General features: G+C 60.5%; 13 protein-coding genes. 5 read left to right on the top strand and 8 right to left on the bottom strand.

Translation table 11 applies throughout. The features are described from left to right. Positions 1–2 precede the first annotated feature (2 nt). The 4 genes from GSQ94_RS14375 to gatB form a co-directional block, all read right to left on the bottom strand. Positions 3–458, bottom strand: coding sequence for a nucleoside deaminase (locus tag GSQ94_RS14375; RefSeq protein WP_158944555.1), 456 nt, complete (start codon positions 456–458; stop codon positions 3–5). Positions 459–460: 2 nt separating this feature from the next. Continuing rightward, positions 461–763: a DUF6496 domain-containing protein gene (locus GSQ94_RS14370; protein WP_158944554.1), complete on the bottom strand. Its 303-nt coding sequence runs from the start codon at positions 761–763 to the stop codon at positions 461–463. Positions 764–851: 88 nt separating this feature from the next. Then, the gene (locus tag GSQ94_RS14365) at positions 852–2369 is read right to left on the bottom strand and encodes a hypothetical protein (RefSeq protein ID WP_254063877.1); all 1518 of its coding nucleotides are present in this window, start codon (positions 2367–2369) and stop codon (positions 852–854) included. A gap of 277 nt (positions 2370–2646) precedes the next feature. Beyond that, positions 2647–4167 carry an Asp-tRNA(Asn)/Glu-tRNA(Gln) amidotransferase subunit GatB gene (gene gatB / locus GSQ94_RS14360; protein ID WP_158944553.1) on the bottom strand — a complete coding sequence of 507 codons (1521 nt, stop codon included), beginning with the start codon at positions 4165–4167 and terminating at the stop codon, positions 2647–2649. A 263-nt stretch (positions 4168–4430) separates the two neighbouring features. On the opposite strand from gatB, the gene GSQ94_RS14355 reads away from it, so the two are divergent. Beyond that, positions 4431–5528, top strand: coding sequence for a metal-dependent hydrolase (locus GSQ94_RS14355; protein WP_158944552.1), 1098 nt, complete (start codon positions 4431–4433; stop codon positions 5526–5528). A gap of 14 nt (positions 5529–5542) precedes the next feature. On the opposite strand, the gene GSQ94_RS14350 is transcribed toward GSQ94_RS14355, so the two are convergent. After that, positions 5543–6196, bottom strand: a complete 654-nt coding sequence (locus GSQ94_RS14350; RefSeq protein ID WP_254063876.1) for a YqaA family protein — start codon at positions 6194–6196, stop codon at positions 5543–5545. An 11-nt stretch (positions 6197–6207) separates the two neighbouring features. After that, on the bottom strand, positions 6208–6750 hold the full coding sequence (locus GSQ94_RS14345; protein WP_158944550.1) for a MogA/MoaB family molybdenum cofactor biosynthesis protein: 543 nt from the start codon (positions 6748–6750) through the stop codon (positions 6208–6210). Positions 6751–6928: 178 nt separating this feature from the next. On the opposite strand from GSQ94_RS14345, the gene GSQ94_RS14340 reads away from it, so the two are divergent. Further along, positions 6929–7951, top strand: coding sequence for a TonB C-terminal domain-containing protein (locus GSQ94_RS14340; protein ID WP_158944549.1), 1023 nt, complete (start codon positions 6929–6931; stop codon positions 7949–7951). Between the two features lie 90 nt (positions 7952–8041). On the opposite strand, the gene GSQ94_RS14335 is transcribed toward GSQ94_RS14340, so the two are convergent. Beyond that, entirely contained in the window at positions 8042–8506 is a 465-nt protein-coding gene (locus GSQ94_RS14335; protein ID WP_158944548.1) for a hypothetical protein, read from the bottom strand. A gap of 420 nt (positions 8507–8926) precedes the next feature. Here GSQ94_RS14335 and miaA point away from each other — a divergent pair, with 420 nt between their 5' ends. Further along, the gene (gene miaA, locus GSQ94_RS14330; protein ID WP_158944547.1) at positions 8927–9898 is read left to right on the top strand and encodes a tRNA (adenosine(37)-N6)-dimethylallyltransferase MiaA; all 972 of its coding nucleotides are present in this window, start codon (positions 8927–8929) and stop codon (positions 9896–9898) included. A gap of 205 nt (positions 9899–10103) precedes the next feature. Here miaA and GSQ94_RS14325 read toward each other — a convergent pair whose 3' ends face one another. Beyond that, entirely contained in the window at positions 10104–11027 is a 924-nt protein-coding gene (locus GSQ94_RS14325) for a hypothetical protein (protein ID WP_158944546.1), read from the bottom strand. Between the two features lie 139 nt (positions 11028–11166). Here GSQ94_RS14325 and GSQ94_RS14320 point away from each other — a divergent pair, with 139 nt between their 5' ends. Next, positions 11167–12381 carry a glycine C-acetyltransferase gene (locus GSQ94_RS14320; protein WP_158944545.1) on the top strand — a complete coding sequence of 405 codons (1215 nt, stop codon included), beginning with the start codon at positions 11167–11169 and terminating at the stop codon, positions 12379–12381. A gap of 103 nt (positions 12382–12484) precedes the next feature. Next, a complete protein-coding gene (locus GSQ94_RS14315) occupies positions 12485–13381 on the top strand; it encodes a hypothetical protein (protein WP_158944544.1) in 897 nt (298 codons plus the stop codon). Positions 13382–13385: the final 4 nt, after the last annotated feature.

The raw sequence follows: 13385 nt of genomic DNA, 5'->3' as shown, positions 1-13385 counted from the left end.
AACTATTCCTCACCAATATCTTCATTCCAGATCTCAGGCTTCTCCGCAATAAACCCCGTCAAAAGGTCCGAACACTCCTGCGAATCCAGATCGATCACCTTCACCCCCAACTCTTTCAGCCACTCCACCCCGCCAGCAAAGTTTCTGCTCTCCCCCACAACCAGCGTGCGAATCCCAAACTGCCGAATCAGCCCGCTGCAGTACCAGCAGGGCGCCAGCGTCGTCACCATCACCTTGTCTTTGTAAGAGCGCTGCCGCCCCGCCCTCCGAAACGCATCCGTCTCTCCATGCACCGACGGATCGTCCTGCTGCACCCTCCGATTCCGGCCCGAGGCCAGCAGCTTTCCATCCCCATCAAATAACGCCGCACCGATCGGAACACCACCCTCTCTCCGACCGGTGCGAGCCTCTTCCAACGCGACCTCCAGCATCGCGCGATACCTCTCAACCTCGCTCATTCTTATCCTTTCTTCGGTGGCGGAGGAACCTTCTTCCCCGCTCTTCGCGCCTCCGACAAACCAATCGCAATCGCCTGCTTTGGATTCGTAACCTTCTGCCCACTACTGCTCTTAAGCGTACCCTTCTTCATCTCGTGCATCTCGGTCTCAACATTCTTGCTGGCCGAAGGACTGTACTTCCGTGTCGAACTCTTCTTCGCTGCCTTCTTCGCAGGAGTCTTCTTCACACTCGACTTCTTGCTCGCTGTCTTCTTCGTCGCTTTCTTACTTGCCGACTTCTTCGCCGCCCCCTTCTTAGTAGCCATAAGTTCCTCCAGCTATCTAAGACTCCACAACACCTTCACTGCGTTGCACGAGAAACAGTGCAGCATCCGCTACGCCATCAACACAGCCTCACCGATTCCGTCTCCTTCGCCACACCACAACCGCCGCCAACGCTCCTAAACTCGCCACTCCGACAAGCCTCAACGTCACCTTCCGTATCCAGGAAGACGTCCGCTCCAGCGACCCATCCTGCCACGCCGCGTGCACCATCTCAAGGTCAGCCGCCAGCCCCGGAATCGTAATCGTAATAAAATCCGCAGTCGGCAAAGACCCGAAGATTCGTGCTGGCTCTGGCGCCCCATCACTCCGGTCCTTCGGAATCGCCTTGATCATCGCGTTGATCTCCGCATCGCGAGGATCGTCAAACAGCTTGCCATCCGCAGTGTTGGGAAACAACGTATCGTTGCCGGTCATCTTCCGTTCAATCGCCGCCACCCCGTCCTGGCAGACCCCCAGCGGATAGTACCCGCCAAACGGAAGCTCCGGCCGCGCCAGATGCTGACGCATATACGCCACCGTCATGCTCCCCACCAGCCGCGTCACCTCTACCGCATGCGCATTGCGATACTCATGCGCATGACGCCCCAGCACCCACGCCTGGTCCAGCGTATCCATCGTGCGAAACTCCGCCTTGCCATCGATGCCGAAGTACCAGCTCACCGTCGCATTCACCTTCGGCCCACGAACCTCCCACTCATACTCCGCATGGCTCACCGGCACCAGCAGCGACCGCTTCTCTCCCGGAATCCGAATCTGCGAATCCACCCAGAACGGCATCATCACCTCCTGACCCTTGTAATGAAAGTGTCCGAAGTTCGCAAAGTAGCGCGCATCCGCCACCGTCACCGAGTGGCCCGTCATCAGCAGCCCCTGCACCAGCTCCTGCGGCGTCTTCGCACTCTGCCCCGCAACTGTAACCGTTACAGGAGCAGATCCATCCAGCCCATTCAGACTCAGCCTGTTCAACACATCTGCGAGCCGCTGACTCTCCGCATGCATCGGTGCCAGCGCAGGATTCGCACCATCCCCCCGCACCACCCCCGCTCCAAGCTCACTCACCAAACCATCCGTCGTAAACCCCGGCAGCGTCGAAGGCGCATCCAGACTCACCACCTTGTCCTTCGTCTCCGAGACCTCACCCAGGTCGATGTACTGCTTCAGACCGCTCCCATTCTGAACGGCACCCTGCTGCGTCGAACTCGGCTTCGTATTCGCGCTTCTAACCGAACTCCCCGGATGCACCGCTGCCTCATCCCGCGCCTCGGGATCTTTTGCGACCAGCCTGCCGGCAACCTTCACCGTAGGATTGATCGCCTGCATCGTCCACCCCGGAAAACGGTCCAGCCCCTGCCAGTCCTTCCCCAGAATCAACTCGCGAAGGCGCTTCATCAGCGCAGGCGTCATCAACGCCGGGCCCTTCTTCCCATCCTTATCCAGCTGTGCGAGCATCGCGTCAGTAAACCCCGGCGTCGCCGACAGCTCCCGCATCATCTGCGACAGCAGCACCGTATTCGGCGGCATCGGCTCCTCCGGCACAACGTACGGAGCATCACTCCGACACCCGAACAGAGCAAGAAGAATACTCACGCACACTCCACGATGGAACCTTTTGGATAGTGACAACGGCATCCACTCATTAGAAACCATGTCCTGCCGAACGAGCGTCCTGCTCGGACGGCGGTCACTTCGTGACACGTATACCTTGTCGTGGCCAATCGAAAACCTTAGGCCGTCGCGATGCTCCGCAGCAAAATCCTGCGCCGACCAACGGAAGGCCCATGAATCATCGCAAGCTGCAAGACCGGTACAAAAGTCACGAAGTGACCGCCGTCCGCGCAGGACGCCCGTCCGGCAGGACCTATCTCTACAAAGGCCCTAACGCATCCAGCTTCTTCGCCACCAACTCATTCAGCAGCGCAGGATTCGCCTGTCCTTTCGACAGCCGCATCACCTGCCCCACAAAAAACGCAGCCACCGTCTTCTTCCCCCCGCGGTACTGCTCCACCTGCTTCGCATTCCCCGCGATCACCTCGTCGATCATCTTTTCAATCGCACCCGTATCCGAGATCTGTTGCGGCTTCTCCCGCTCATACACCACAGGGAAATCCTCATTCTTCTCAAACGCCGAATCCAGCAGCTGCTTCAACATCTTGCTCGACAGCTCGCCCGACTCCGCCAGATCCGCCGCCATCACAATCCCCGCCATCGACACCGGCGACTGCTCCAGCTCCAGCCCCGCCGCCCGTAACCGCATCGTCAACTCGCTGGTCAGCAGCGACGCCACGCGCCGAGGACTCTTCGCCTTCTTCGCCGCATCTTCAAACCTGTCCGCAAACTCACGCGTCGCCGTCAACGTCGCCGCATCCTGCGCCGAGATCTCATACTCTGCAATCATCCGCGCCCGCCGAGCCTCCGGCAGCTCCGGCATTCCCTTCAGAATCTCCGCCTGCCACTCCACCCCCACCACCAGCGGCGGCAGATCCGGCTCCGGAAAATACCGGTAGTCATGCGCCTGCTCCTTACTCCGCATCGAGTAAGTCCGTCCCTCCGCGTTATTCCACAGCCGAGACTCCTGCACCACGCGCCCACCCTCTTCAATCACGCCAATCTGCCGTTCAATCTCGTACTCCACCGCAGCGCGAATGTATCGAAAGCTGTTAACGTTCTTCACCTCGGCCTTGGTACCGTAGGCTTTAGCCCCGAACTCTGCCGCGTCCTTCTTCAGCATCACGCTCACATTCGCATCGCAGCGCAGCGAGCCCTCTTCCATATTGCAATCGCTCACGCCCGTATAAAGCAGAATCTCCTTCAGCTTCGTCAGATACTCAAACACCTCATCAGCCGTCCGCAGATCCGGCTCACTCACAATCTCCACCAGCGGTGTCCCGCACCGGTTCAGATCGATGTAGGTCTTCGACACCGAATCCGCAAACCCATCGTGAATACTCTTGCCCGCATCCTCTTCCATATGCAGCCGCGTCACGCCAATCCGCTTCGTCACCGCAGCTCCGCTCATATCGAACGAAGGCACCTCGATCCATCCATGCTCTGCAATTGGCTTATCGAACTGCGAGATCTGGTACCCCTTGGGCGAGTCCGGATAAAAATAGTTCTTCCGCGAAAAGATGCTCGTCTCGCGAATCTCGCAGTGGATCGCCTTCGCCGCCAGCACTGCAAACTCCACGGCCTTGCGATTCAACACGGGCAGCGCCCCCGGCAACCCAAGACAGGTCGGGCAGCAGTGCGTATTCGGTTCACCACCGTATTTGTTCACGCAGCCGCAAAATGCCTTCGTCTCCGTCAGCAGTTGAACATGAACCTCCAGACCGATAACAGGCTGGTACTTGGCAAGAATCTCGGGCGATAGCGCAGTCAAAGTAGACATTTCCTTACGATTCTAACAAGCCATGAAGATGCATTGTCCTACCGGACGGGCCCACTGCGCGTGGAGCGGTCACTTCGTGACACGTATACCTTGCCGTGGCCAATCGAAACCTCAGGCCGTCGCGAAGCTCCGGAGCAAAATTCCGCACCGACCAACGGGAGGCCCGCGAATGACAGTCGTTGCGAGACCGGTATAAAAGTCACGAAGTGACCGCTCCACGCGCAGTGGGCCCGTCCGGCAGGACAAGCTACTATCAGAAACACATGGAACCCATCACCCATCTCATGACCGGCGCCGTCCTCGCCCGCTCAGGCTTCAATCGAAAAGCCGCCTACGCCACTCTCGCCATGACCCTCGCCGCCGAAGCCCCCGACCTCGACACCCTCTGGTCCATCCGAGGCCCCATCGCATCCTTCCAGCACCATCGCGGCTGGACCCACACCTTCCTCGGCCTGCCCTTCGAAGCCGCCATCATCGTCGGGGCTGTCTGGCTCTTCCATCGCTGGCGCTCCCACCGAAAACCGGCCCCGCAAGCCGCGCCCACCGAGCCATACGACCCCACCACCACCCACATCCCACCCAAGCCGCAAGCCCCCATCCGCTGGGGTCTGCTCTACGCCTTCTCCCTCATCGCCCTGCTCAGCCATCTCCTCCTCGACTGGACCAACAACTACGGCCTCCGCCCCTTCTTCCCCTTCAACCCCCGCTGGTACGCCGGCTCCATCGTCTTCATCTTCGAGCCCATCATCTTCCTGCTCCTGCTCGTAGCCCTCATCGCCCCCGCGCTCTTCGGCCTCATCAACAGCGAAGTAGGAGCCCGCAAGCCATCCTTCCGCGGTCGCGGCTGGGCCATCTTCGCCCTCCTCGCCATCGTTGCCCTCTGGGGCCTCCGCTTCGTCGAGCACGCAAAAGCCCTCCAGCTCGCCCAATCAGCCGACTACAACCAGGCCCTCGTCTCCCGCGTCTTCGCCAGCCCCTACCCCATCAATCCCTTCCACTGGCAGACCATCGCCGAGACCCCGCAGTTCTACCAGCTCGCAACCGTCGACACCCTCACCGAAGCCGTCACCACCAGCACCCAGGCCGACGTCATCTACAAGCCCCCCACCACCCTCGCCACCCTCGTCGCAAAACGCAGCTGGCTAGGCGAGGTCTATCTCGACTGGTCGCAGTATCCCGTAGTCACCGACACCGGCACCAACGACGACGGCCTCACCACCGTCACCTTCCGCGACCTGCGCTTCTTCTACGACACCCCGTTCCTCGCCGGACGCGAGAATCCCCCACTCACAGGCATCGTCACCCTCAACGCCGACCGCCGCATCGTAAGCATGGAGATGGACCACCGCATCCAGCACTAAACGACACAACCGTCCTAGTTTTCTTCAACAGGAAGACTAGTCCCGCGCCGCCGGTCGAACACCTTCCGCATCACATAAATAACCAGCAGCAGGATCAGAACCGCCACCGCCACCATCATCAAATCCTGATGATGGTGCAGCGTTCGTATCATCGTGTGGAAGATCGCCGGACCGTACACCATGATGATCAGCGACACCACCACAAACCGCACAAATTTGCCCAGTAGCAGCGCCGAAAAAAACCACAGCGGCTTCATCTCAAACACACCCGCCGCCAGCTCGAAGATCTTCACCGGAAACGGCGGAGGCATCATCGCCGGAATCATGATGGCAAGAAACTCCTGCTTCTCAAACCGGTCTCGCAGCTGCTCGTAGCGATCCCGATTGATCCTCTTCAAAAGAAAAAGCTCGCCGCCCGCCCGCCCTAAATAATAAGGAAGCAGGCTGCCAATAGCCGCGCCCAGCGCAGCCACAAAGCAGTAGATCAGAAACTTCGAGTGGTCTCGCACCACGTACTCCACCACCATCGCATCCAGCGGCATCGGCAACGAGGAAGAGTCAATAATCGAGACAATCAGCACACCAAACACACCCAGCGGCTTCAGCACCGCAAGCAGCCAGGCATTGGCCTTCAGCAGCCCCACGCCGATCTTCTTCCAGGGAATCATCGCCAGCATCGTCACCGTCGCACCCCGGAATCGCCATGCGCGCCATGATGCCCCGGCCCCTCGTGAACCTCACGTCCCGCCAGCAGATCCAGCGCATGCGGCAGCACCTCCAGAATCGACGCCAGCGAACTCCTCGCCCCCGACGGACTCCCCGGCAGATTCACAATCAGCGCACTCCCCAGCGTCCCGCACACCGCCCGGCTCAGCGCGGCCAGCGGCGTCTGCAGCAACCCATCGGCCCTCATACGCTCCGCCAACCCCTCCACCAGCCGCTCGCACACCATCCTCGTGGCCTCCGGCGTCACATCCCGCTTCGACAACCCGGTCCCCCCCGTCGTCACAATCAGGTCTACAACTTTCGCGTTACGTCGCAGCGCCTCTGCGATCTGCTCGATCTCATCCGGAAGCATCTCGCTCAGCACCTGGCCGACACCAGCATCTTCCAGCAGTTCGCACACCGCCGGGCCTGAAAGATCCATCTGTTCGCCTCTGGAACAGCGATCGCTGACCGTCAGCACCACCGCGCGAACATCCGGCGCAAACTTTGAACTCATTCTTCCAGTCTACGGTTTCGTCTCGTCTCAGGAAACTCTATGTCCCCTCTTAAACCAACATCAGCATCAAACTAATGAGAAAATAAGTAAGTCTTCGAACCCGGTGCGCCCCACCGGCATCCCCAATTAATACCGCTACGCAACTTTCGCATCCCGCAGCCGTCAGAACACATAGCCCATGCCCTCACTCGAGACCCCGCCCAACGCCGCACCTCCCTCTCAGACCGTCAAGGTGCGCACAGGCCGCTTCGGCGAACTCGAAGAGCACGAGCTCATCCATCTCCTCGACTCCCTCGACGACGAGCGCTCCAAAGCCCGCTTCCGCGAGTCCATTTACATCTCGATCATCATCTACCTCGCCATCGGCTGGTTCCTCTTCTACGGCCCGCGCGTCCTCTTCCATCAGCCCCGCCTCATCAGCCCCGCCCAGGTGCTCAAAGAGCGCGAGTTGACCCGTCTCGACGACCCCAAAAATCTCTCCCACCTGGCACCCAGTGCTCCAAAACCGCAACCCGCCCAGCCGGTAGTCGACAAGAAGATGCTCAAGCAGCTCCAGGCCATGCGCAGGGCCGCTCCACCCACTCCTGCAGCCCCGGCGCCCACTCCCCTACCGCAGGTGACGCAACCCGCGCCCACCCAGCAGGCGACGCCTTTGCCTCCCTCCCCGACGCCAGCACCCACCCAGCAGCCGGCTCAGCAAGCTCTCGTTGAAGCGCCAAAGCCCGCCCCCACCCGGCCCAACTTCGGCAATCCCAACCAGTCCGCGGGTGACGCCATCCGTCAGGCCGCACAAAACGCATCCCGGGGCACCGGTGGCGGCGACTACGGCAGCGCCCCCTCCGGTAGTCACGCCGGCATGGGCACCGGCGCAGAGATCCTCTCCGACACCCAAGGCGTAGACTTCGGCCCCTACATCCGCCGCATCCTTAGCGACATCAAGCGCAACTGGATCCCCCTCATCCCCGAAGAGGCCCGTCCGCCTCTTAACAAGCAGGGCGAAACCCTCATCCGCTTCACCATCCTCCCGGATGGACGCATCGCCGCCATGAACCTCGACGGCTCCAGCCAGGATCAATCCATCGATAAAGCCTGCTGGGGTGCCATCACAGGCGAGGGCCAGTTCCCTGCGCTGCCCGCCAGCTTCCACGGCCCCAACCTCGAGCTCCGCATCGACTTCCTCACCAACAAGCCTCTCCCCTAATCACCGGAAAAGGTATAAAAGTCACGAAGTGACCGCCGTCCGCGGAGGACGCCCGTCCGGCAGGCCCAACGGAATGAATATCCGAACCAACTACCGCACATAAGAAAACGTGCCGCACAGATCCGTCGAATTCGCGATCTCATTCAACGCGAACACCGGCATCTTCGCACCCGAGAAAAACGCAACCTTCAACGAGCGCCCGGCAACGAACGTAGCCATCCACTGCACATCCTCAGTGCCGCACAGGTTGTTCTTATGCAGAAACTTCTTCGTAGCCGGGATGTCCAGCCTGTAGAGATTGCCACTGCCGGCGGCGCTGCTGTCCGCATCGAACACAGCGCTCACCTCACCCGGCTCCAGCGCCCGTATCTGGGCGATCACAAAGCCGGTGAAGTTGATCGATATCTTCTCCCCACCGAAGCCAATATCACCGGTAATGGACTGCGCCGTAGAACTCTCCGCGCGCCAGTACCCTTTTTCCTGCTGCGCAGCCACACCGATACAGCAACCCATCACCAACCCAGCGATCGCGCCAACCATCTTCTTCCGCATCATCTCTCAAGCATCCCACCCAACCTCTCCTTTGAGCAACTACAGCCCGCACGCCAGGCTGGCCAATCCTCGATGCCGGAGAAGTAAACCGGGTGCCCCATATCCCGATCCTGAGACGAAGACTGGGTGCCCCATATCTCGATTTTGAGATGTGGGCATTCGCGCAGCGCGCGAACCGTACTCCTCTCCCACATCCTTTACCCACCGGGTGCCAATCCCCTCCACGCGCGATCCGCCTCCACCCTGACCAAAAACCCATCATCATCTATCATCGAAAAAGACGGCCATCCCCATCGCAACTCCACTCCAACACGAACGCCGTCGCCAGATTCGCGGCCTTCTCATGCTGGCCGCAGTCGTCCTCCTCTTCAGCATCCTTCGTGCAGGCGTGCACACGATCTTCCACCCAGGCTGGTGGCGCCTATGGTGAACCCGCCTGACCATCCCCTCATCGTTCTGATCGGCCCCACCGCCAGCGGCAAAACCTCCCTTGCTCTCCATCTCGCCCAGCACTTCAACGGCGAGATCGTCAGTTGCGACTCGGTCGCCGTCTACCGCGAGATGGAGATCGGCACCGCCAAGCCCTCGCACGAGGAGCGCGCCCTCGTCCCCCACCACATGATCGACATCGCTTGGCCCGATGAGGCCTGCACCGCAGGCGACTACAGCCGCCTCGCCCGCGAAGCCCTCACCGGCATCACCGAACGCGGCCGCATCCCCATCGTCGCCGGAGGCACCGGCCTCTACCTCCGCGCACTCATCGACGGCCTCTTCCCCGAGCCCCCGCAAAAACCCGGCCAGCGCGACCGCCTCCGCAAGACTGCCTCCACCCGCGGCCCCGCCTACCTCCACCGCATCCTCACGCGCCTCGACCCCACTGCCGCCGCCGCCATCCATGCCAACGACGTCCCCAAGGTCGTCCGCGCCATCGAAGTCTCCCTCGCAACCGCTCAAAGCCACAGCACCAACAAGCGCACCCCCATGACAGCCCAGTGGCAGCAGGGTCGCGACGCCCTCACCGGTTACCGCATTCTCCGCCTCGGCCTCAACCCGCCCCGCCCGCTCCTCTACGAGCGCATCAACTATCGCGCCGCCGCCATGTTTGATCGCGGCCTCGTCGAAGAGACTGAGCGCCTCATCGCCCGCTACGGCGAAGCCTGCCGTCCCCTCACCTCACTCGGCTACGCAGAGGCCGCCGCCGTCCTGCGCAACGAACTCACCCGCGAGCAGGCCATCGCCCAGGCCCAGCAAGGCCATCGCAACTACGCCAAGCGCCAGCTCACCTGGTTCCGCCGCGAGCCAAACATGCACTGGCTCCCCGGCTGCGGCGGCGACGCCGACATCATCCACCAGGCAAGCACCCTGGTCTCGCAACATCTGAGCTCAACCAAATAGACGCAAAAAAAATCAAGAAAAGTTGGCGCATCTTTTAGCACCAGAAAACACGCTGCCAAAACACCACATCCACCACGCACTCCACCACGTTCACACCACCGAAAAACCACCTCCAAACACCCTCTTTTCCCAAAACACCCCTCAAAAACTCAACAAAAACAGCAAAGCCCCGGGTCGTCCCGGGGCTCAACTTTTTTTCAAAAAATCAGGAAGGCTGAACCACCAGATTATCCGCCAGCTTGAACCGCACAATCGACTCAGCAGGAATCTCAATATCCCGATTCCCCGTCAAGCCGCTCAGCAAAGTCCCGCCGCCCCCACCCACAAGCCCACCAACCAACAGCCCAACCCCACCCGTAGCGATGCCGCCAACCAGCATTCCAGCCCCAGCCCCGCCGCCGATAATCGCTGCCGACCGCTTGCCCTTCCCCTTCTTTGTTCGCGTCAAATCGCTTGTATCCAGCGCATATCGCGACCCATTCAGCGTCAGGTAAGTCAGCCGAAGCTCCAGAATCGAAGACCCCTTGAAGTGTCCTCTCCGATGCGAAGCCACCACTACGCCGCTCACCGGCGTACCTCGCGGAATCACCACGTGATCGCCTCTTCCCACCACCGGCTCCTCAACCTCTCCGGTAAACCGATCACCTGCGCGGCTCGTCTTCACACTGATGTGCTGATTGATCCGAATCGTCAAGCTGGTCCCCGCAGCAATATTCACATCCGCCGGACGCACAATCGGCGCACCCCCAGGAGCAGGCGCAGCCACAGGCTGTCCCGACGCATCCGTCTGACCCGGCGCCACCGCTGCTCCAGTAGCCACATCCCCAGGAGCAGCACTTCCGGGCGCAGTAGCAGGCGTATTCGCCGGCACCGCCCCTGCCGCAGCTGCTGGTGTCGTAGTCGCCGTTACGGACTGCGCCGTCTGTCCAGGCGCTGGCGGCTGCACCGTCGTCGTCGTTACATTGCCGTTACCGTCGGTCGATATCACCTGCTGAGCCTGTCCCGAAGCCGCTGCCTGCTTCTTCGCCTGATCAATCGCAGCGTTCTCTTTCGACTTGCAGCCGGCCAGCATCACAAGCGCCAGCATCATCGCTGCGGCAATCTTTTCTGAAGGGTGAACGTTCTTCATCAGTGTCCTCGATCTTGGTTCAAGAGTCTTGTTCGAATAATTTACTGCCGCAAAATAGAACCTTGCGCAGCAATTCAGCTCGTAAGATGCTCATTCGGGGCCTAAGACCGCCCAGCCCGAAAAGGTTTAAGATAATTTCATGACTACCGTTGCAGCTAGACGCCCCCAGCTTGCCCATCTCACCGCCCAGCTTGACGACCTCCGCCAGCGCGGCACCTTCTTCAAGCTGCGCGTGCTCGACGATCAGCAAGCCCCCGTCTGCACCTACGACAGCAAGCGCGTCATCAACCTTGCCTCCAATAACTACCTCGGCCTCTGCAACGACCCACGCCTCGAAGAGGCCGCCATCGCCGCAACAAAAAAGTATGGCGTAGGCTCCGGTGCCGTCCGCACCATCGCAGGCACCATGCACATCCACATGGAGCTCGAAGAAAAGATCGCCGCCTTTAAAGGTGTCGAAGCCTGCGTCGTCTTCCAGTCCGGCTTTGCCGCCAATGCAGGAACCGTCTCCAGCATCCTCGGCAAAGAAGACTTCATCCTCTCCGACGAGCTCAACCACGCCAGCATCATCGACGGTGCCCGTCTCTCCAAAGCCAAGATCAAAGTCTTCCGCCACAAAGACATCGCCCACGCCGAACAGCTCCTCCAGGAAGTCCAAAACGAACCCGGCCGCAAGCTCCTCATCACCGACGGCGTCTTCTCCATGGACGGTGACATCGGCCCCGTCGACAAACTCGCAGACCTCTGCGAGAAGTACGGCGCCATCATGATGGTCGACGACGCCCACGCCTCAGGTGTCCTGGGTCGCAACGGCCGCGGCTCCGTGGATCACTTTCACGCCACCGACAAAGTTGACGTGCAGGTCGGCACGCTATCCAAAGCCATCGGAGCTCTTGGCGGCTACGTCTGCGGCAGCCGTGATCTCATCGACTACCTCTACCACCGCGCCCGCCCCTTCCTCTTCTCCACCTCGCACCCGCCCTCAGTCGCCGCCACCTGCATCGCCGCCTTCGATATCCTCGAAGCCGAGCCCGAACGCATCGACCGCCTCTGGGCCAACACCGCGTACTTCAAACAGCAGCTCACCGACGCAGGCTTCGATGTAGGCGGCAACACCACCCCAAAAAGCGAAACCCCCATCACCCCAATCATCATCGGCGATGGCCGCCGCACCATGGACTTCTCCCGCGCCCTCTTCGACGCCGGTGTGATGGCAACAGGCATAGCCTTCCCCACCGTCCCGGAAGGTAAAGCCCGCATCCGCACCATCATGACCAGCGAACACACCCGCGAGCAGATCGATCAGGCTCTGGAAACCTTCACCTCCGTCGCTAAAAAAGCGGGTATTCTCTAGCCGGTCTCCGTTGTCGATCCAGGCCCTTACATGAAGCCGCGAGCCGATTTCCGCCTCCACGGCCCCGCAAAAGGACTATCCTCAAAGAATGCGTCAAAACGGTATGTTCTCTTGTACTATCGACCAGCTCAGGCTGACTGGCCTGCAGCTTGGCATCGCTCTCTGCATAGCGATTGCCGGGACACCCGTGGCTTTGAACGCACAGCAGCCCACACTCGTAGCCTCAGCACCCGCTCCAGCCCCAGAGTCCTCAAGCATTGCCGCACCATCCGAGCCCGCCGAGCCATCAACCCTCACCACCGCCGATCTTCCAGATGCACCGAGCGCCCTGCTCTACCCGCAATCCACGCAATCAACTGTTCCTTCGAAGCCCATTGAGACAACCGACCCCAACGCCGTCAGCCCCAATGGCACCCAGCAGACCAAACGCATCCTTGGCATCGTCCCCAACTTTCGGTCCGTCTCTGCCGATACGAAGCTGCCGCCTATGACCCCGAAGGAAAAGTTCCTCATCGCCGGCAAAGACACCTTCGACTACTCCTCTTTCTTCATCGCCGGTATTCAGGCAGGCTTCGCCATGAATAGCGCCTCCTACCCGGAGTTCCATCAGGGCCTCAAGGGATACGGTCGTTACTACTGGCACACACTGGCCGACACTGCGGACGAAAACTTTTGGGTCGGCGGCCTTGGCCCTATCATCTTCAAACAGGACAACCGCTTCTACACTCTCGGCCACGGCGGCTTCCGCAAACGCGCCCTCTATGCCGTCTCTCGCGTCGTCATCTCCCGCAAAGATGACGGAGACGCTACCTTCAACTTCGCCGAAATTATTGGCTCCGGCGCAGCGTCTGGAATCTCCAGCCTCTACTACCCGACCAAGTACCGAACATGGACCAAAGTCGGTCAAAAGTGGCTTACCAGCGACATCATCGACGGCTTCAACTTCTTCTATAAAGAGTTCTGGCCCGACGTCAACAAGCGCATCTTTCACACCCACTAGACAC

The organism is Granulicella sp. S190, assembly GCF_009766095.1.
In the GTDB taxonomy this organism is placed as follows: domain Bacteria; phylum Acidobacteriota; class Terriglobia; order Terriglobales; family Acidobacteriaceae; genus Edaphobacter.
Note: the sequence above shows the minus strand (reverse complement) of the source record. Positions and strands in the feature narration are given on the sequence as shown.

Coding starts and splice junctions, on each gene's coding strand:
- GSQ94_RS14375 (WP_158944555.1), bottom strand. CDS start 458: ATGAGCGAGGTTGAGAGGTATCGCGCGATGCTGGAGGTCGCGTTGGAA.
- GSQ94_RS14370 (WP_158944554.1), bottom strand. CDS start 763: ATGGCTACTAAGAAGGGGGCGGCGAAGAAGTCGGCAAGTAAGAAAGCG.
- gatB (WP_158944553.1), bottom strand. CDS start 4,167: ATGTCTACTTTGACTGCGCTATCGCCCGAGATTCTTGCCAAGTACCAG.
- GSQ94_RS14355 (WP_158944552.1), top strand. CDS start 4,431: ATGGAACCCATCACCCATCTCATGACCGGCGCCGTCCTCGCCCGCTCA.
- GSQ94_RS14350 (WP_254063876.1), bottom strand. CDS start 6,196: ATGATTCCCTGGAAGAAGATCGGCGTGGGGCTGCTGAAGGCCAATGCC.
- GSQ94_RS14345 (WP_158944550.1), bottom strand. CDS start 6,750: ATGAGTTCAAAGTTTGCGCCGGATGTTCGCGCGGTGGTGCTGACGGTC.
- GSQ94_RS14340 (WP_158944549.1), top strand. CDS start 6,929: ATGCCCTCACTCGAGACCCCGCCCAACGCCGCACCTCCCTCTCAGACC.
- GSQ94_RS14335 (WP_158944548.1), bottom strand. CDS start 8,506: ATGATGCGGAAGAAGATGGTTGGCGCGATCGCTGGGTTGGTGATGGGT.
- miaA (WP_158944547.1), top strand. CDS start 8,927: ATGGTGAACCCGCCTGACCATCCCCTCATCGTTCTGATCGGCCCCACC.
- GSQ94_RS14325 (WP_158944546.1), bottom strand. CDS start 11,027: ATGAAGAACGTTCACCCTTCAGAAAAGATTGCCGCAGCGATGATGCTG.
- GSQ94_RS14320 (WP_158944545.1), top strand. CDS start 11,167: ATGACTACCGTTGCAGCTAGACGCCCCCAGCTTGCCCATCTCACCGCC.
- GSQ94_RS14315 (WP_158944544.1), top strand. CDS start 12,485: ATGTTCTCTTGTACTATCGACCAGCTCAGGCTGACTGGCCTGCAGCTT.